General features: G+C 67.9%; 2 protein-coding genes. Both read left to right on the top strand.

The window, feature by feature from the left end; translation table 11 throughout:
• The first annotated feature begins 426 nt into the window (after nucleotides 1–426).
• Nucleotides 427–11,205: an amino acid adenylation domain-containing protein gene (locus ACZ7L9_RS27665; RefSeq protein WP_471419278.1), complete on the top strand. Its 10,779-nt coding sequence runs from the start codon at nucleotides 427–429 to the stop codon at nucleotides 11,203–11,205.
• Complete coding sequence (locus ACZ7L9_RS27670) at nucleotides 11,198–20,878, top strand: amino acid adenylation domain-containing protein (protein WP_471419280.1); 9,681 nt, start codon at nucleotides 11,198–11,200, stop codon at nucleotides 20,876–20,878. Before ACZ7L9_RS27665 ends, ACZ7L9_RS27670 begins: the two co-directional genes overlap by 8 nt.
• Nucleotides 20,879–20,891 lie beyond the last annotated feature (13 nt).

Here is a 20,891-nt window from a genome sequence, read left to right on the forward strand (position 1 = left end):
TTGAAATGCGAAGTTGGGCCATACATGGACCAGTGCGCCATCGCCTTGCGCGCAGGCCGGTCGCCATCGCGCCGGCCGGCGCCCATGCGGCCGTTCTGTACAGGTCGCAGCCGGTGCCAGAGGTGCGGCGCCCGAGAAGGCGCGGTACTCCCGCCGGTTGCTGACCAGAGTTTTGCCGGGCTCGATTCAGGTCCGGAATGATCGACTACGCCAATGTGCACGGTTCCGGAACGGTCGACCGCGACCGTCATGGGGCAAGGGGATTCAGGTATTCGCCCGATGGGGCGGTGTCTTCTCTTGGTCCAGGCCGGAAGTGCGCATCATTGTTCATGACTTCAGGGGATTGCGGCCTTGAGTACTTCTCGTAACTCAGCAGAAAACCGCCCTGCCTTCTCGGAAGACCGGCGGGTCGAGATTTCCTACCCGATGACTCCCACTCAGCAGGGCATTCTGTTCCAGGCCCGCCATGGGGAAAGGGCCGGGCTCTACCACGCGCAGGTCGTGCTCGACATCGCGCAGGATCTCGATGTCGATGCGTTCCGCCGGAGCTGGGAGCGGGCGGCGGAGCGGCACGCGGCGCTGCGGACGGCCTTCCTCGATCACATGGGTGAGGAACCGCTTCAGACGGTCTGGGAGAGTGTGGACGTTCCCCTCGTCCACGAGGACTGGCGCAGCCAGGACGAGGATCAGCGATCCGACCGGCTGAAGGCCCTTCTGCGGCGGGACCGCGAGCAGGGATTCGCCATGGACCGGGCGCCGTTGTGGCGGCTCCACGTCGCCCGGCTGGGGCAGGCGCGCTACCAGGTTCTCTGGAGCCTCCACTACCTCCTCATGGACGGACGTAGCCAGGCGGGGATACTGCGCGAAGTCGAACTGACCTATGAGTCCCTGATCTCGGGGCAGTCCCCGGACCTGCCGGCCGCGACGCCGTTCAAGGAGTACATCGAGTGGCTGGGACGTCGGAAGGCCGACCGGGCCGAGGCCTTCTGGCGTGAGGAACTGCAGTCGGTCTCGCCCGACGTCCCCCTTCCTGTCGAGTGCAGGCCTCCTGCCGACGGGGAAGTGGCCGAGGACGCGTCGACCGTCGTGTACGAGCAGGTGTCCCTCGTCCTGGACGAGAGGGAGGCCGCCGCGCTGCGCGCCGCCGGGCAACGGCACGATCTGACCCTCACCACTCTCGTCCAGGGCGCCTGGGCCATGCTCCTGAGCCGCTACAAGAACTCCGACGAGGTGGTCGTGGGGGTCACCACCTCCGGCCGGCCCGCCACCCTGCCCGGTGCGCAGGGCATGGTGGGGCTGCTCATCAATACGCTTCCCCTGCGCGTCCGGGTGCCGGCCTCGATGGGCTGGGCGGAATGGATGCAAGGCCTGCAACAGCGGTACGCGCAGATCCAGGAGCACGAGTACAGCCCGCTGTTGCGGGTCCGGCAGTGGAGCGGGATCGGTTCCGGGGAGTCGCTCTTCGACAGCGTTGTGATGGTCGAGGACGAATACGAGGACGAGCACGGCGACCGGAACGGGAACGGCGAGAGGGACGGGAACGAGGCCGAGGAAGCAGGACCCCGGAACCGCTCGTTCCGGATGAACCGGGTCCGGGAGGAAAGCCACGCCGCCTATCCCCTGAGCCTCGTGGTCACCCCCGGGGAACGCGTCACGCTCACGATCCACTACGACACCCTGCGCTTCGATGCGCGGACGATCGAGAGGATGGCGGGCCACCTCCGCAGGATCGTCATGGAGCCGGCGGACCGACCCGACGCCCGTCTCGGGGAGTTGACCCTGCTCACTCCGGCGGAGTTCTCCGAACTGGTCCATGAGTGGAACGACACGGACACGCCGTATTCGCATGACCTCTGCATCCACGAGTTGTTCGAAAAAAAGGTCGAGGAAACCCCAGAGGCGCCGGCGCTGCTGTTCCAGGACGAGCACTGGACCTACCGCGAGGTCAATGAACGTGCCAACCAGGTGGCGCACTGTCTGAAGCGCCTCGGGATCGGCCGCGGGGACCAGATCGCGATCCTGATGGAGCGCTGCGCGGAAATGGTCCCCGCGCTCCTGGGCGTCCTCAAGGCCGGCGCCACCTACGTTCCCCTGGACGTCAACGCTCCCGTCAAGCGATGGCACTGGATCACCGACTCGCTCAAGGCCAGGTGCGTCCTGACGCAGCACGCTCTCGTGCCTCGCGTCCTGTCCGCCGATCCCCTGCCGGACCTCGCGCACATCGTGTGCCTCGACCCGGCGGATGACGACGCCTGCCTCCCGGCCGACGGCCGGTACGCCATTCACCCGTCGGCCGAGATCGCGAGCATGCCCCGGGAGAACCTTCCCCGGCAGGGCACTCCGCAGGACCTCGCCTACATCATCTTCACCTCGGGCTCCACGGGGACCCCCAAGGGCGTCTCGGTTGCGCACTCTCCGGCGGTGAACCTGATCGAGTGGGTCAACAACTCCTTCTCGGTGGGCCCCGATGACCGGATCCTCTTCATCACCGCGCTGACCTTCGACCTGTCCGTCTACGACGTCTTCGGCATCCTCGCCGCCGGGGGATCGATCCGGGTGGCCACCAGCGACGAGGTCCAGGAGCCCACGGCCCTCCTGCGTCACCTCGCTGACGAACCCATCACCTTCTGGGACTCGGCGCCCGCCGCCCTGATGCAGCTCGTGCCACTGCTCCCCACGGACGGAGACGGATCACACGAGATCGTCTCCCGTTCGCTGCGCCTCATCTTCATGAGCGGGGACTGGATCCCGGTCCACTCCCCGGACCTGATGAAGGCGGTGTTCCCCAACGTCGAGGTAGTCGGACTGGGCGGCGCGACCGAGGCGACGGTCTGGTCGAACTTCTTCCCGGTCGGGGAAGTGGATCCCGCCTGGACGAGCATCCCGTACGGGAAGCCCATCCAGAACGCCCGCTACTACGTCCTCGACGAGAGCCTCAACCCGTGCCCCGTCGACGTGCCGGGCGACCTCTACATCGGCGGCCCCTGCCTCAGCTCCGGCTATGCGAACGAGCCCGGGCTGACGGCGTCCAAGTATCTCCCGTCCCCCTTCGCAGCCACGCCCGGCGAACGCATCTACAAGACGGGCGACATGGCACGGTGGCGGCCGGACGGGAACCTGGAGTTCCTCGGACGCAACGACTCCCAGGTCAAGATCCGCGGCTACCGTATCGAGCTCGGCGAGATCGACAGCATCCTGAGCGAGCACCCCGTCGTCCAGGACGCGGCGACGATCGTCCGCGAGGACAGGACCGGCGATCGGTCCCTGGTGTCGTACGTGGTGCTGCACCCGCAGCGCGCCCGTTCCGCCGTCCAGGAGGACGAGGACTCGCTGGCGGACAAGCGCATCGACCGCTGGCGCGAGGTGTACGACGCCTTCGACCCCGACGCGGTGAAGGGCTCCGAGAACAGCGATGACTTCTCGGGCTGGAACAGCAGCTACACCGGACTGCCCATCCCCCTGGAGGAGATGCGGGCCTGGCAGGACGACACGGTGCGGCTGATCCGTAGCCATGATCCGCGCGTGGTCCTGGAGATCGGCTGTGGCACCGGTCTGCTGCTCTTCCCGCTCGCCGCCGGATGCCGGCGGTACTACGGCACGGACTTCTCCTCGTCGGCCCTCGACTCCATCCGCGGCCGCCTCGACGCCCGTCCGGAACTGAGGGAGTCGGTGGTCCTGCACCAGAGGCAGGCCGACGCCCTCGACGACCTGGAACTGGAACCGGTCGACACGGTCGTCATCAACTCGGTCGTCCAGTACTTCCCCGACATCGACTACCTTCTCGGCGTCCTCGAAGGCGCGGTGTCCCGGGTCGTCGACGGCGGCCGGATCATCGTCGGCGACGTGCGGAGCTTTCCGCTGCTCGACGCGTTCCACGCCGGCGTCGAAGCGGAGCGCGCCCCTGAGAGCATGACGCGCCAACAGCTCTGGCAGCGCGTACAGCAGCGCGTCCGACAGGAAGAGGAACTGACCCTCGACCCGGCGTTCTTCCGCGACTGGGCCGCCCGCACCGGCCGTGTCTCCCGGGTCGAGATCCGACCCAAGGGGGGCCGCCACCGCAACGAGATGTCGATGTTCCGCTACCAGGTGGTGCTCCATGTGGGACACCCCGTCCCGGACGCCGCCGTCCGGTCGGCGCCGGACAGCCCGGAGCACGACTGGACCGCCGGACGTCTCACCCCCGCGAGTCTGCGGGACATGCTTGCGGACGACAGACCCGACCGGCTCCGACTGCGCAACGTACCGAACGCGCGCGTCGAGGACGCCGTCCGCACACTCCGCTGGCTGAAGGAGGGTTCCGGGCTGGAGACGGTCGAAGCCTGGCGCGCCCAGGACCGGCCGTCGAATGGTGTCGACCCCGAGGACCTCCGGGAGCTCGCCGAGCAGGCCGGCTACCGGGCCGTCCTCGACTGGAGCGGCCACGGATCGGATGGCGGCTACAGCGCGCTGCTGACCCGGACGGGAGTCGAACTCGTCCCGCACAAGGACGAGTTCCTCACTCCGCCCGCGCCGGAGTCCAACGCCGCGCCCGGCCCGGAGCACGAGGCCCATGACTGGTCCCGGTACGCCAACCAGCCACTGAAGGCGGAGATCCAGCACCTGCTGATACCCCGGCTCCACGCCTACCTGGCCGAGCGGCTTCCCGGCTACATGGTGCCGTCCGACCTGGTGCCGCTCGACGCCCTGCCCATCACCTCGAGCGGCAAGCTGGACCGCCGTGCGCTGCTGCTTCCGCAGACACCCGAGTCCGCGGGGTCGGCGCTCCGGGTACCGGCCCGCAACACCACCGAGGCGCTGCTCGTCTCGATGTGGGAGCAGATCCTGGACCGGTCGCCCATCGGCGTCCTCGACAACTTCTTCGAGCTGGGCGGGCACTCGCTTCTCGCCGTGCAACTCGTGGCCCGGATCCGGCAGGTCTTCTCGCTGGAGGTGCCGGTCCGCCTCTTCTTCGACCTCCCCACGATCGTCGAGGTCGCGCGCGAGCTGCGACGTCGCCAGGAAGAACTGCAGCCACAGCAGGCGCGTCCCCTCACGCCGGCTCCCCGTGGCGCCCCGCTGCCGGCCACTTTTGACCAACAGCGGCTCTGGTTCATCGATCGGCTGAGTCCCGGAACCACTTCGTACACCGTCAACTGGCTCGTCCCCCTGCCGACATCCATCGAGACCGCGGTCGTCCGCGACGCGCTGGGCGAGATGCTGCGGCGCCACGAGCCGCTGCGCACGACCTTCCGCGAAGAGGACGGCCAGGTCTGGCAGGTCATCGAGGACCGGTGGCAGATCGAACTGCCGACGGTGGACCACTCCGGGCTCCCCGAGGAGCAGAGCGAGCGGCAGGCACAGGACGAGATCCGTCAGTGGTGGGACCAGCCCTTCGATCTCGTCGAAGGCCCCTTGCTGCGCGCCCGGCTCGTCAAGTGGTCACAGACGGAGCAGGTCCTGGCGCTCAGTGCCCATCACATGGTGTTCGACGGCTACTCGATCGGCGTCTTCGGCCAGGAATTCCTGCAGATCTGCCGATCCCTGGCCGACGGCGAACCCTGCCCGCTGCCCGATCCCGAGGTGCAGTACGCCGACTACGCGGTGTGGCAGCAGAGCCGGCTGGCAGAGGACGGGCTCCGGTACCAGCTGGACTACTGGAAGGAACAGCTCACCGGCGCACCGGAACTGCTCACGCTGCCCACCGACTTCCCGCGACCGGACGAGCAGAGCCTCAAGGGCGAATTCCTGAGGCGGCAGCTGACGCCCGAGGCGACCCGGCAGGTCGCGCAGACGAGTCGCGACTACCAGGTCACGAACTACATCACCATGCTCAGCAGCTACGCGGTCTTCCTGTCGCGATACAGCGGACAGGACGTCGTGGTCATCGGTGTGCCGATCGCCAACCGCAATCGCGTCGAGCTGGAATCCATGATCGGGTTCCTGGTCAACACCGTCGCAATCCGGGTGGATCTGCGCTCCAACCCCACCTTCGAGGATGTACTGCTCCAGGTCCGAAAACAGCTGTTCGACGCCCAGAGCCACCAGGAAGTCCCCTTCGAGCGGCTCGTCGAGGCGCTCCGGCCGGTCCGCAGTCTCGGCTACAACCCGGTCTTCCAGGCGATGTTCGCCGACGAGAGCCTTCCGCTCCTGGACCACGCGTCGGCTCTGGTCCAGCCGAAGCCCTGGATGCACAGCCTGATCTCCCAGGGCATGAGTGTCGGCGTCGCCCGCTTCGACTTCACCCTCATGATCCAGACAGTGCCGGAAGGGATGCACTACGGGTTCGAGTACAGCACCGACCTGTTCAGGGCCGAGACGGTCGAGCACATGGCCGACCACTTCGAGGTACTTCTGCACTCCGCGTTGGCGGACCCTGGGCAGCGTGTTCAGCACCTGCCGATGGTCGACGAGGCTGAGCGGGCACAGATCGTCGCGGGAGGGCACGGGGCCTGCAACGAGGCAGCCCTCGCGCCGGCACCGCTCACCGAGTTGTTCGCGGAACAGGTGCGTCGATGTCCGGACCGTGTGGCGGTGGTGTTCGGTGATTCCGGGCTGAGCTATGCGGCGTTGGACGGGTTGTCGAACCGGTTGGCTCATGTTCTTCGTGATCGTGGTGTGGGGCGGGAGAGTCTGGTCGGTCTGTGTGTGCCGCGTTCGGTGGAGATGGTTGTCGGTCTGCTGGCGGTTCTGAAGGCCGGTGGGGCGTATGTGCCGTTGGATCCGGCGTATCCGCGTGAGCGTCTGGCCTACATGGTCGAGGACGCGGGGCTGCGGGTGGTGGTGGCCGGGCGTTCGGCGGTGGAGGTGCTGCCGGAGTCCGGTGTGGTGGTGTCGGTCGTGGAGGATCTCTGGTCCGAGCTGGAGCAGTGGCCGGATACTCCTTTGGAGTCGGACGGGACCTGTGACGACCTGGCGTACGTGATCTACACGTCCGGATCCACGGGCCGGCCGAAGGGCGTGGCCGCCACACACGCCGATGTGACGGCGCTGGCGCTGGACAGCAGCTTCGCCCAGGGCCGCGAGTCCTTGCTGCTGCATTCGCCGCAGGCGTTCGACGCGTCAACCTACGAGTTCTGGGTCCCGCTGCTGTCCGGCGGCCGGATGGTGATCGCTCCGACCGGGGCGCTGACGTCGGACCTGCTGCGGGAATGGGGGGCGGAGCACAACATCGGCGCGGTGTTTCTCACGTCGGCGCTGTTCCATCTGTTCGCCCAGGAGGACCCGGGCTGTTTCGCCGCACTGGGCGAGGTGTGGACCGGCGGGGACACGGTGCAGGCCGAGGCGGTCCGGCGGGTGCGCGCGGCGTGCCCGGAACTGGTGCTGGTGGACGTCTACGGGCCGACGGAGACGACGACCTTCGCCACCAGCTACCCGATGGAGCCGAAGGCGGAGACGCCGCAGGTGGTGCCGATCGGCCGGCCACTGGACAACACGCAGGTGTTTGTGCTGGACGGCCTCCTTCAGCCGGTCCCGGTGGGGGTTGCCGGTGAGTTGTTCATCGGTGGGGCGGGGCTGGCGCGTGGGTATTTGGGCCGGCCGGAGCTCACGGCCGAGGTGTTCGTCGCGAACCCGTTCGGGGAGCCGGGCAGTCGTCTGTACCGGACGGGTGACCTGGCCCGCTTCCTGTCCGACGGGAACATCGAGGTGCTCGGGCGGGTCGACGACCAGGTCAAGATCCGCGGATTCCGGGTCGAGTTGGGAGAGATAGAGGCCGCATTGACCGGGCACCCGCAGGTGCGCGAAGCAGCTGTCCTCGTCCACCAGGAGGGCGGCACGAAGCGGCTGGTGGCGTTTGTGGTGTGCCGTGAGCCGGTGGCGGGTGAGGCCTTGCAGTCGTTCCTGGGGGAGCGGCTTCCGGGCTACATGGTTCCGGGTGTGTTTGTTCCGTTGGAGGCTCTGCCGTTGAGTCCGAACGGGAAGGTGGACCGGAAGGCGTTGGGGGCGTTGCCGTGGGAGGAGTACGTGGCTGCGGAGCGGGAGTTCGTGGCGCCGCGTACTGAGGTGGAGGAGTGGTTGGCGCGGGTGTGGGAGGAGGTGTTGGGTACCGGCCGGCCGGTGGGTGTCCACGACAACTTCTTCTCTTTGGGTGGTGATTCGATTCTGAGTCTGCAGGTGATTTTCCGGGTCAAGCAGCTGGGTCTGTATTTCACGGTGAAGCAGCTTTTCGAGTTCCAGACGATTGCCGAGCTGGCTCTGGTGGTGGAGCGGCAGGATGTTGCGCGGGTGCGGGCCGAACAGGATCTGGTGACGGGTTCGGTTGAGCTGACGCCGATTCAGCGCTGGTTCTTTTCCCAGGGTTTCACGAATCCGGATCATTTCAATCAGTCGGTGCTGGTGGAGGTGGAGGCCGGGCTGTCTTCGGGGCAGTGGCAGCGGGTGGTGCGTCGTGTGCTGGAGCAGCATGACGGTCTGCGGGCCCGTTTCTTCCGGGACGGGGGCGAGTGGCGGGCCGAGCTTGCCGGTGTGTCCCAGGCGTTGCCCTGGCGGGTCGAGGATCTGTCGGCGTATCCGTCCGGTGAGCGGGAGGAGCGGCTGCTGGAGGTTGCCCGGGAGGTTCAGGCAAACATGCGTCTGTCCGAGGCGCCGCTCTTCCGCGCCGTCCTCTTCACCGGTCTGGATGGTGACAAGGACCGGCTGATTCTGCTCGCGCATCATCTTGTGGTCGACGTGGTGTCGTGGCGGATCATTCTTGAGGATCTCAACGCGTTGACGGGGCAGGTGCGGCGGGGGCAGGAGCTGGTGCTGCCGGCGAAGTCGAGTTCGTGGCAGCAGTGGGCCGCGCGTCTGGAGCGGGAGGCCAGGAGCGTTGGGACCGCGGGGGAGTTGGGTTTCTGGGAGGAGCAGGCCGCGGCGTCGGTCGGGGTGCTGCCGATGGACGGTCCGGGTGATGACAACACCCTTGGTGGGAGTCGGGTGTTCGGTGCGGTTCTGGGTGTGGAGGAGACGCGGGCGCTGCTGCGGGATGTTCCCGCCGTCTTCGGTACGCGGGTCAATGATGTTCTGCTGACCGGTGTCGCGTCCGCGGTCGGTGCCTGGGCCGGAGACGGTCATGTGCGGGTCGATGTCGAGGGCCATGGGCGTGAGGATCTGTTCGACGACACCGATGTGTCCCGTACCACGGGGTGGTTCACCACCATCTCCCCGCTCCGGCTGCCCGTTCCCGCACCGGACGGTCTGGGAGAGGGTCTGAAACAGATCAAGGAGCTCCTCCGCGCCCGGCCGCGGCAAGGCATCGGCTACGGCCTCCTGGCGTACGGCGGAGCCGAGTCCCCGCCGACCGGGTCCGTACCGGCGCAGATCAGCTTCAACTATTTGGGCCAGTTCGACGGAAGCTTCGCCGGCAGCTTCGCCGCGTCGTCCGGTATGGCCGGCCCCGACTGGGACCCCGGCAATCGGCGTCCGTATCTGATCGACATCGTCAGCAGCGTTCAGGACGGCGAGCTCCGCATGGAGTGGACGTACAGCGGTGCGGCGCACGGGGAGGAGACGATCCGGCTGGTCGCCGAGCGTACGCTCGATGTCCTCAGGAAGCTCGCCGACGAGGCCCGGCGCAAGGATGTCCAGGGCTACAGCCCCTCCGACCTGCAGCTGTCCGGACTGAACCAGGACCGGATCAACGACCTCGTCGGCCGACTGCGCTCGCACCCCGCCTGGCGGGCGAGCAGACTGCCACGTCCCCTGGAGGACTGCTGCCCGCAGACGCCCGTCCAGCAGGGCCTGTGGTTCCAGAGCCAGTACGCGCAGGGGGAGGGCGTCTATCACGTCCAGCTGGTCCTGCGGATCGACCAGGATGTGAATGTTGAGGCGTTCCGGGAGAGTTGGGCCCAGGTCATGCGGCGCCATCCGATCCTGCGGACCAGCTTCTGGACCACCGAGGAGAACGAGGCGCTCCAACTGGTCTGGGCTGACCTGCCGGTCCCCCTGCGCGTGGAGGACTGGCGGTCCGAGACGCCGGCCGGACAGCAGGACCGCCTGGACGCATACCTCGTCGAGGACCGCACCAGCGGCTTCGACCCCCATGACGCACCGCAGTGGCGGATGCTCCTCGCCCGCACCGCCGACGACCACTACCAGCTCGTCTGGAGCGCCCACCACACCATCCTGGACGGCTGGAGCATCAGCCTGATCCTCAACGACGCGGTTCAGTGGTACGGCGCACTCATCGAGGGCCGGCACCTGGAGCAGACGCCCCCGCGGCCCTACCGCGACTACGTGTCCTGGCTCCAGCAGCAGGACCTGCAACAGGCCGAGGACTACTGGCGCGACACCCTGCAGGGCGTCGAACACGCCACCCCGCTGAGCATCGAGCGGCACCTGGCCGTGGGGGCCACGCCGTCCGCGGCGAGAGGCCAGGCGGAGCTCGCCGTCTCCTTCGGCGAAGAGGAGACCGAGCGGCTGCAGCAGCTGGCCCAAGCCCACCGGTTGACCCTCAACACCATCCTGCAGGGCTGCTGGTCGCTGCTGATCGGCCGCTACTCCGACAGGGACGACGTCGTCTTCGGAACGGTGGCCTCCGGGCGTCCGTCCGAGATCGAGGGCGTCGAGCGCACGGTCGGCCTCTTCATCAACACGCTTCCCCTGCGTGTGAGGGTGCCCGAGCAGAGCTCCGCGCTCGCCTGGCTCCAGGACCTGCAGGAGCGGAACCTGCGGATGCGCCAGTACGAATACAGCCCGCTGAGCAAGGTCCAGCAATGGAGCGGCCTTCCCGCCGGGGCGCCTCTCTTCGAGAGCCTGTTCGTCTTCGAGAACTACCCGGTGGAGAAGGACGACACCGCTGCCCTGCGCTTCGACCTCATCCATTCCGAAGAACGCATCAACTACCCCCTCGGAGTCGTGGCCACGGTTCCGGACGGGCTGGGGCTGCGGATCGCTGTGCAATACGACACCGCACGCTTCGAGCAAGAAGCGATCGAGCGCATGCTCGGTCATCTCCGGAGCATCTGTTCCCAGATCGTTCGGGATCCGGAGCAGCGACTGAACGAGATCACCGTACTCACCGAGGAGGAGCGTCGGCAGATCCTCCAGCAGGGCAACTCCCTGCCGCGGCAAAGGGCGGCCGACGAAAACTTCGACCTTTTGGCCTTCGCGGCAGGAATCACGACCGTCGAAGAGCGTGAGCTCCTTGAGCAACTCGTCGCAGAAGTGCAGGGAATGTCACCGAGCGATCTCCAGGCCCAAATTCTGAGTGCTTCACCGGCTACCGAGACGAGTGACCACCATGAGTGAACAGCTTCCTCAGCTCTCGAACCTGACCGCGGAACAGCAGGAGCTGCTGCGCCTTCGACTCCAGCAGATCAAGCAGCGGGCGGAGCAACCTACGTCATTCCACGAATTGTTCGCGGGGCAGGTGCGTCGATGTCCGGACCGTGTGGCGGTGGTGTTCGGTGATTGCCAGTTGAGTTATGGGGCGTTGGACCGGTTGTCGAACCGGTTGGCTCATGTTCTTCGTGATCGTGGTGTGGGGCGGGAGAGTCTGGTCGGTCTGTGTGTGCCGCGTTCGGTGGAGATGGTTGTCGGTCTGCTGGCGGTTCTGAAGGCCGGTGGGGCGTATGTGCCGTTGGATCCGGCGTATCCGCGTGAGCGTCTGGCCTACATGGTCGAGGACGCGGGGCTGCGGGTGGTGGTGGCCGGGCGTTCGGCGGTGGAGGTGCTGCCGGAGTCCGGTGCGGTGGTGTCGGTCGTGGAGGATCTCTGGTCCGAGCTGGAGCAGTGGCCGGATACTCCTTTGGAGTCGGACGGGACCTGTGACGACCTGGCGTACGTGATCTACACGTCCGGATCCACGGGCCGGCCGAAGGGCGTGCAGATCACCCATCGCGGCATCAGCGACATCGCTCGCTGGCAGAACGAGAACTACGGCCTGGACACCCCGCAGCGGGTGCTGCAGGGCACCTCCCTCAGTTTCGACATCTCGGTCTGGGAGCTCTCCGCCGCGCTCCTGTCGGGCGGCACCCTGGTGCTGCCGCCCCCGGACCTGAAGATGATGGGCACCGACCTCGCCGATTTCCTGATCGAGCAGGCCGTCGAGAACATCAACCTGACGCCGGCCGCGCTGTCCACGCTGCCCGAGGAATCGCTGCCGTTCCTCAACTGCGTCTCGGTCGGTGGTGAGGCCTGTCCCCTGGACCTCGTCCGTGTCTGGTCCGAGGGCAGGATGTTCTTCAACGGCTACGGCCCGTCGGAGGCCACCATCGCCGTGAGCGTCGCCCGCTACGGGCCCGAACTGGAGCGCGTCCACATCGGCCGTCCCATCAACGGGGCGCAACTGTACGTGCTCGACTCCCGTCTCCGGCTCCAGCCGGTGGGGGTTGCCGGTGAGTTGTTCATCGGTGGGGCGGGGCTGGCGCGTGGGTATCTGGGCCGGCCCGAGCTCACGGCCGAGGCGTTCGTCGCGAACCCGTTCGGGGAGCCGGGCAGTCGTCTGTACCGGACGGGTGACCTGGCCCGCTTCCTGCCCGACGGGAACGTGGAATTCCTCGGGCGGGTCGACGACCAGGTCAAGATCCGCGGCTTCCGGATCGAGCTGGGAGAGATCGAGGACGCCCTGACCCAGCACCCCGAGGTGCGCAGCGCCGCCGTGCTGGTCCACAGCACCGGTTCCACGAAGCGGCTGGTGGCGTACGTCGTCTGCCGTGAGCCGGTGGCGGGTGAGGCCTTGCAGTCGTTCCTGGGGGAGCGGCTTCCGGGCTACATGGTTCCGGGTGTGTTTGTTCCGTTGGAGGCTCTGCCGTTGAGTCCGAACGGGAAGGTGGACCGGAAGGCGTTGGGGGCGTTGCCGTGGGAGGAGTACGTGGCTGCGGAGCGGGAGTTCGTGGCGCCGCGTACTGAGGTGGAGGAGTGGTTGGCGCGGGTGTGGGAGGAGGTGTTGGGTACCGGCCGGCCGGTGGGTGTCCACGACAACTTCTTCTCTTTGGGTGGTGATTCGATTCTGAGTCTGCAGGTGATTTTCCGGGTCAAGCAGCTGGGTCTGTATTTCACGGTCAAGCAGCTTTTCGAGTTCCAGACGATTGCCGAGCTGGCTCTGGTGGTGGAGCGGCAGGACGTTGCGCGGGTATTGGCGGAGCAAGGTCTGGTCACGGGCCCAATGGAGTTGACCCCCATTCAGCGATGGTTCCTCTCCGAGGAGTTCGCTAATCCAGCTCATTTCAATCAGTCGGTGCTGGTGGAGGTGGAGGCCGGGCTGTCTTCGGGGCAGTGGCAGCGGGTGGTGCGTCGTGTGCTGGAGCAGCATGACGGTCTGCGGGCCCGTTTCTTCCGGGACGGGGGCGAGTGGCGGGCCGAGCTTGCCGGAGTGCCCGAGACGTTGCCCTGGCGGGTCGAGGATCTGTCGGCGTATCCGTCCGGTGAGCGGGAGGAGCGGCTGCTGGAGGTTGCCCGGGAGGTTCAGGCGGGCATGCGTCTGTCCGAGGCCCCGCTCTTCCGCGTCGTCCTCTTCACAGGTCAGGGGAACCAGCCGCATCGCTTGCTGCTGGTCGCCCACCATCTTGTCGTCGACGTGGTGTCCTGGCGTGTGATCCTCGAAGACTTCGAGGCGTTGACGGGGCAGGTGCGGCGGGGGCGGGAGCTGGTGCTGCCTGCGAAGTCGAGTTCGTGGCAGCAGTGGGCCGCGCGTCTGGAGCGGGAGGCCAGGAGCGTTGGGACCGCGGGGGAGTTGGGTTTCTGGGAGGAGCAGGCGGAGGCGTCGGTCGGGGTGCTGCCGATGGACGGTCCGGGTGATGAGAACACCCTTGGTGGGAGTCGGGTGTTCGGTGCGGTTCTGGGTGTGGAGGAGACGCGGGCGCTGCTGCGGGATGTTCCCGCCGTCTTCGGTACGCGGGTCAATGATGTTCTGCTGACCGGTGTCGCGTCCGCGGTCGGTGCCTGGACCGGGGACGGTCATGTGCGGGTCGATGTCGAGGGCCATGGGCGTGAGGATCTGTTCGACGACACCGATGTGTCCCGAACCACGGGGTGGTTCACCACCATCTCCCCGCTCCGGCTGCCCGTTCCCGCACCGGACGGTCTGGGAGAGGGTCTGAAACAGATCAAGGAACTCCTCCGCGCCCGGCCCCGGCAAGGCATCGGCTACGGCCTCCTCGCCCACGGCCCGTCCGCCACCGACACCGCGCTCGGCAGCACGACCACCGCCCAGATCAGCTTCAACTACCTGGGCCAGTTCGACGGGTCCTTCGCCGGCAGTTTCGCCACCTCCATGGGGATGGCCGGCCCCGACACGGATCCCGGCAATCGGCGTCCGTATCTGATCGACATCGTCAGCAGCGTCCAGGACGGCGAGCTCCGCATGGAGTGGACGTACAGCGGTGCGGCGCACGAGGAGGAGACGATCCGGCAGGTCGCCGAGCGTACGCTCGATGTCCTCAGGAACCTCGCCGACGAGGCCCGGCGCAAGGATGTCCAGGGCTACAGCCCCTCCGACCTGTCGCTGTCCGGACTGAACCAGGACCGGATCAACGACCTCATCGGCCGGCTGCGTACGCACCCCGCCTGGCTCTCCGGCACATCGGCGCGCCCCTTGGAGGACTGCTGCCCGCAGACGCCCGCCCAGCAGGGCATGTGGTTCCAGAGCCAGTACGCGCAGGGGGAGGGCTACTACCACGTCCAGAACGTGCTGCGGATCGACCAGGATCTGGACGAGGAGGCGTTCCGGGAGAGTTGGGCCCAGGTCATGCGGCGCCATCCGATCCTGCGGACCAGCTTCTGGACCACCGAGGGGAACGAGGCGCTCCAACTGGTCTGGGCCGATCTGCCGGTCCCCCTGCGCGTGGAGGACTGGCGGTCCGAGACGCCTGCCGGTCAGCAGGACCGCCTGGACGCATACCTCGTCGAGGACCGCACCAGCGGCTTCGACCCCCATGACGCACCGCAGTGGCGGATGCTCCTCGCCCGCACCGCCGACGACCACTACCAGCTCGTCTGGAGCGCCCACCACACCATCCTGGACGGCTGGAGCATCAGCCTGATCCTGGCGGAGGCCGTCGAGTGGTACGGCGCACTCATCGAGGGCCGGCACCTGGAGCAGACGCCCCCGCGGCCCTACCGCGACTACGTGTCCTGGCTCCAGCAGCAGGACCTGCAACAGGCCGAGGACTACTGGCGCGACACCCTGCAGGGCGTCGAACAGGCCACCACCCTGAACCTGAGGGCGGCCAGGGACGCCGGTAGCGGCGCACCGGGCGAGCCGGCTCCGTACGTCTGGGCCGACACGTCCCTCGACGAGGCGGAGACCACGCAGCTGACGGCCTTCGCCCAGGAACACCGCCTCACCCTCAACACCGTTCTGCAGGGCTGCTGGGCCCTCCTGCTCGGCCGCTACGCCCGCACCGACGACGTGGTCTTCGGGACCGTGGTGTCGGGGCGTCCGTCCGAGATCGAGGGCGTCGAGCGCATGGTCGGCCTCTTCATCAACACGCTTCCCCTGCGCGTGAGGATTCCTGGGCAGAGCTCCGCGCTCGCCTGGCTCCAGGACCTGCAGGAGCGGAACCTGCGGATGCGCCAGTACGAATACAGCCCGCTGAGCAAGGTCCAGCAATGGAGCGGCCTTCCCGCCGGCACACCCCTCTTCGAGAGCCTGTTCGTCTTCGAGAACTACCCCGAGGACGAGAACGGCGAGGCGGCGTTGCGCCTGGAGGCCCTCGGTTCGAAGGAGCAGACGCACTACCCGATCAACACCGCGATCACCGTCGGGGAGCGCATCGGCATCAACATCCTCTACGACACGCGGTGGTTCGACGGGCCCACGGTCGAGGCGATGCTCGCGCATCTGCGGCAGATCTGCCGCGAACTGGTGGCGGAGCCGCAGCAGAGACTCGCCCTGGTGAGCCTCCTCACCGACACGGAGCGGGTCCGGGCACTGGGCGAGTGGAGCGTGGAGTCCACATCGCCCGTCGAAGCCGCCTTCCTGCACGAACTCGTCGAGGAACAGGCGCGGAAGACCCCGGACTCGGTGGCCGTGGTCCACGAGGACGGGCACCTCACCTACGCCGAGCTCGACGGCCGCGCCAACCAGCTCGCCCACTGGCTGCAGCAACGCGGCGTCGGGCCGGAGGTCCTGGTCGGGCTGTGCCTGGATCGCTCGCTGGAGGGCATCGTCGGCATGCTGGGGATTCTCAAGGCAGGCGGGGCCTACGTCCCGATCGACCCCCGCTATCCCGTCGACCGCATGGCGTACGTCGTCGAGGACGCGCGGCTGCGCCTGATGCTCACGCAGTCGCACCTGGTGTCGAAGCTGCCGGCCGGAGACCTGCCGACGCTCTGCCTGGACTCCGACTGGCCGGCCGTGGCCGCCGAGCCGAGAACGGCTCCGTCGACGACCCTGACCCCGGGGAACCTCGCCTACATCATCTACACCTCGGGGTCGACCGGACGGCCGAAGGGCGTCATGGTCGCCCACCGCTGCCTGCAGCACGTGGTGCCGTGGATCCGTCGGAACCCGTGCTTCGACAGGCGTCAGAACGTCCTGCAGGTCGCCTCCACCAGTTTCGACTTCTCCGTCTGGGAGATCCTCCTGCCGCTCGTGACCGGCGGCACTCTCCACATACCCGCCCCGCGCATGCGCATGATCGGCACCGAACTGCAGGCCATGCTGTCCGAGCGGGCCATCGAGAGCCTGAACTTCACGCCGGGCGCGCTGGCCACCTTGCCGACGGACGACCCGCTGCCCCACCTGCGCACGCTGGTCGTCGGCGGTGAGGCGTACTCGGCGGACCTCATCCGGACGTGGGCGCCGGGCCGTACGTTCTTCAACGTCTACGGGCCGACCGAGACCACGATCTTCGCCACCGGAACGCACACCGACGAGCACCTGGACGTCATCCACATCGGCCGGCCGATCACCAATGTGCGGTTCTACGTCCTCGACCAGTACCTGCAGCCCGTGCCGCCCGGGGTGCCCGGCGAGCTCCACATCGGCGGCGTGGGCGTGACCCGGGGCTACATGAACCGCCCCGACCTCACTGCCGAGTACTTCGTCGCGGACCCGTTCGGCGAGGAACCCGGCGGCCGCCTGTACCGGAGCGGGGACCTCGTCCGGTATCTCCCCGACGGGAACATCGAGTTCATCGAGCGCATCGACGGCCAGGTGAAGATCCGAGGCTTCAGGATCGAGCTGGGAGAGATCGAGGCCGTGCTCGAACAGCACCCGCTGGTGCGCAACTGCGCGGTGCTGGCCCAGCCGGAAGGACCGAGCAAGCGACTGGTCGCCTACGTGGTGCCGGAAGAGGACGCCCCGGACGTCACCGAGGCGCTCCGGGCCCATCTGATGGAGCAGTTGCCCTCCTACATGGTGCCTTCGGCCTTCGTCCGCCTCGACGAGCTGCCCCTCACCGGCAACGGCAAGCTGAACCGCCGCGCGCTTCCGCTGCCCGACGACAGCCCGGCGTCCGCTCCGTCCGAGACCGCGCTCCCGAGGACGGCGACCGAGGCGAAGCTGGCCGTGATCTGGTCGGAGGTCCTGGGCCACGGCCCCATCGGCGTACTCGACGACTTCTTCACGCTGGGCGGACATTCGCTGCTCGCGGTGAAGGTGGTGGCGCGCATCCAGCAGACGTTCGGCGTCGAGATGCCGGTCCGGGTGCTGTTCGAGCAGCCGACGCTCTCCCAGGTCGCGGCCGAACTGGACGGGCTGCTGCGGGAACAGCAGCCCTACCCCACGATCCCCCTGGTCGCGGTGGCGCGCGACGAGCCCGTTCCCGCGACGTTCGACCAGCAGCGCCTCTGGTACATGGACCGCCTGCACCCGGACAGCCCCCTCTACACCGTGGGCTGGGTCCTCCACCGGCCCACAGCGGTGGACCCGGCGAGGCTCCGGCGTGCGCTCGAAGCGCTGATCGCGCGCCACGAGATCCTGCGGACCACGTTCCGTGAGAGCAAGGGGCGGGTGTGGCAGGAGATCGCCGAGACCGGGACCGTCGTCCTGACGGAAGCCGACCTGTCGGCCGAGCCCTCGGAGCAGAGGCTGGAGTCCGTGCAGGCCGTCACGCGCGAACTGTGGACGCAGACCTTCGATCTCGCCCGGGGTCCGCTGCTCCGCACTCTGCTCATCCACCTGCCCGACGGCGAAGCGCTGCTGGCCTTCAGCGCGCATCACGCGGTCTTCGACGGCTACTCGGTCCGCATCCTCAACGAGGAACTGCTGCGGTCCTACGACGCCCTCGGGGAGGCCGGCGCCTCCCTCCCGGAGCCGTCGGCCGTCCAGTACGCCGACTACGCGGTGTGGCAGCAGCAGTGGCTCGACGAGGAACGGCTGAGGCCGCACCTGGAGTACTGGAAGGAGCAGCTGGCAGAGGCACCCGCGCTGATCTCGCTGCCGGCCGACCACCCCCGGCCCGCCGTGCAGAACTACCAGGGCGCCAATCTCACCTCGTCCCTGCCGCCGGAGCTCGGCGAGCAGCTCAGGAAGGTGAGCTCCGAGTACCAGACGACACACTTCGTCACGCTGCTCAGCGCCTTCGCCACCCTGCTCTCGCACTACAGCGGGCAGGACAAGGTGGTGATCGGCATTCCGGTCGCCAACCGCAGCCGCATCGAGACCGAGCCGATGATCGGGTTCCTCGTCAACACGATCGCGCTGTGCGTGGACCTGGAGGGCAGCCCGGACTTCGCGGACGTGCTCCACCAGGTCCGCTGGAAGCTCCTGGAGGCGCAGAGCCACCAGGAGGTGCCGTTCGACCGCATCGTCGAGGAGCTGAAGCCCGAACGCAGCCTGAGCTACAGCCCCGTGTTCCAGGTGATGTTCACCGGCCTGGACAAGCTCTTCGAGGAGCTTCCCGGCACACAGGGGGAGCCTGCCTGGATCCACGACGTGACGGACGACGGCGTCGGCGTCGCCAAGTTCGACCTCGGCATGAGCATCCAGCAGCGCAACGGGGAGCTGCAATACACCTTCGAGTACAGCACCAGCCTCTTCGAGCGCGACACCGTCGCCGGCATGGGCGAGCACCTGCGGAATTTGCTCAAGGCGGCCCTGTCCGCACCCCGGACACCCGTCGCCCGGCTCCCGCTCCTCTCCGACGCGGAGCGCGCGCGGATCCTCCGGGAGCGGAACGCCACCCACGACGCGAGCACGCTGCGGCCCGTCTGCCTCCACGAGCTCTTCGCGGAGCAGGTCCGCCGGTCGCCCGACCGGATCGCCCTGTCCTACGAGGACCAGCAGCTGAGCTACGCCGAGCTGGACCGGCGTGCCGACCGACTGGCGCGGATCCTGCGCGACCACGGCGTGGGTCCGCAGACTCGCGTCGGCGTCTGCATGGACCGTTCCCTCGGCCTGGTGACCGCGCTGCTCGCCGTCCTCAAGGCCGGCGGCGCCTATGTGCCGCTGGAACCCGACCACCCGCGGGAGCGGCTCGCCTTCATGGCGGAGGACGCCCGGGTCCAGCTCGTCCTGGTGCAGTCCGGGACGAAGGACCGTGTCGGCTTCCTGAGCGACCGGGGGGTCCGCCTCGTCGACCCCGACGGGAGCGCGGACGCATCCCGGACGGACGCGAACACCGACCCGCTGGACGTCCAGGTGAGCCCGGACAGCCTGGCATACGTCATCTACACCTCGGGTTCCACCGGCCGGCCCAAGGGGACGATGCTGTCGCACCGCGGCATCTGCAACCGTCTGCTGTGGATGCAGGACGCCTACGGCCTGCAGGAGCACGACCGCGTCCTGCAGAAGACCCCGTACAGCTTCGACGTCTCGGTCTGGGAGTTCTTCTGGCCCCTGATCGCCGGCGCCCGACTGCATGTCGCCCGCCCCGAGGGGCACCGGGACCCGGCCTACCTGGCCGAGCTGATCGAGCGGCAGGGCATCGGCGTCCTCCACTTCGTGCCCTCGATGCTGCAGGCATTCCTCCAGCAGCAGACCGTGGGCCGGCAGTGCCGGGACGTACGGCACGTGGTGTGCAGCGGGGAGGCCCTGCCCCCGGAGGTTCAGGAGCAGTTCCGGCGGACCTTGCCGGACACACGGCTGCACAACCTCTACGGGCCCACCGAGGCGTCCGTCGACGTCAGCTTCTGGGAATGCGGGAACGCTCCGGGTGCCGGCACCGTCCCCATCGGCCGCCCGGTGGCGAACACACAGCTGTACGTCCTGAACGAGGCGATGGAGCCGGTGCCCGACGGCGTCATCGGGGAGCTGTACATCGGCGGCGTCCAACTGGCGCGCGGCTACCTGGGGCGACCGGACCTGACCGCCGAACGTTTCGTGGCGAATCCGTTCGGCCCAGGCCGTCTCTACGCAACCGGTGACCTGGCCCGGTACCGGGCCGACGGCGTCATCGAGTACGCCGGCCGCCAGGACCACCAGATCAAGATCCGTGGCTACCGCATCGAGATCGGGGAGATCGAGGCCGTCCTGGCCGATCACCCGGCCGTCCGGTCGTGCCTGGTCGTCGTGCACGAGGTCACGGCCGCCGACAAGCGGCTGACCGCCTTCCTCACCTGGAAGTCCGGTCAGCAGGCGCCCCAGGACGACCTGCGGGCGCATCTCCTCGAACGGCTGCCGGAATACATGGTGCCCACCTATTTCGTCGCGCTGGACGCATTCCCCCTCACCTCGAACGGCAAGGTGGACCGCCAGGCGCTGCCGGCGCTGTCGCAAGTCGTGCGGCAGGCGCAGGCGGACGAGAACCATGTCGCCCCGACCACCGAGACCGAGACGGTTCTGGCGGACCTGTGGGCACGGCTCCTGGAACTGGACCGGGTGGGAATCCGGGACGACTTCTTCAACCTCGGCGGCCACTCCCTCCTCGTGGCCACCATGGCGACCGAGGTCCAGGAGAGGTGGGGCATCTCACTCATGCTCACGACGGTCTTCCAGAACCGGACGATCGAAGCGCTCGCACAGGTCATCGACCGGAGCGTCGACGAGGGCGACAACGAGGAGCTGGACGCGGCGGAGCTGTTCGACCTGCTCTGAGTCCTCGACGCGC

This window comes from Streptomyces sp. NPDC111516, assembly GCF_055635345.1.

Excerpts from the sequence above, each read along its gene's own strand:
- ACZ7L9_RS27665 (WP_471419278.1), top strand. The coding sequence starts at position 427 with ATGACTCCCACTCAGCAGGGCATTCTGTTCCAGGCCCGCCATGGGGAA.
- ACZ7L9_RS27670 (WP_471419280.1), top strand. The coding sequence starts at position 11,198 with ATGAGTGAACAGCTTCCTCAGCTCTCGAACCTGACCGCGGAACAGCAG.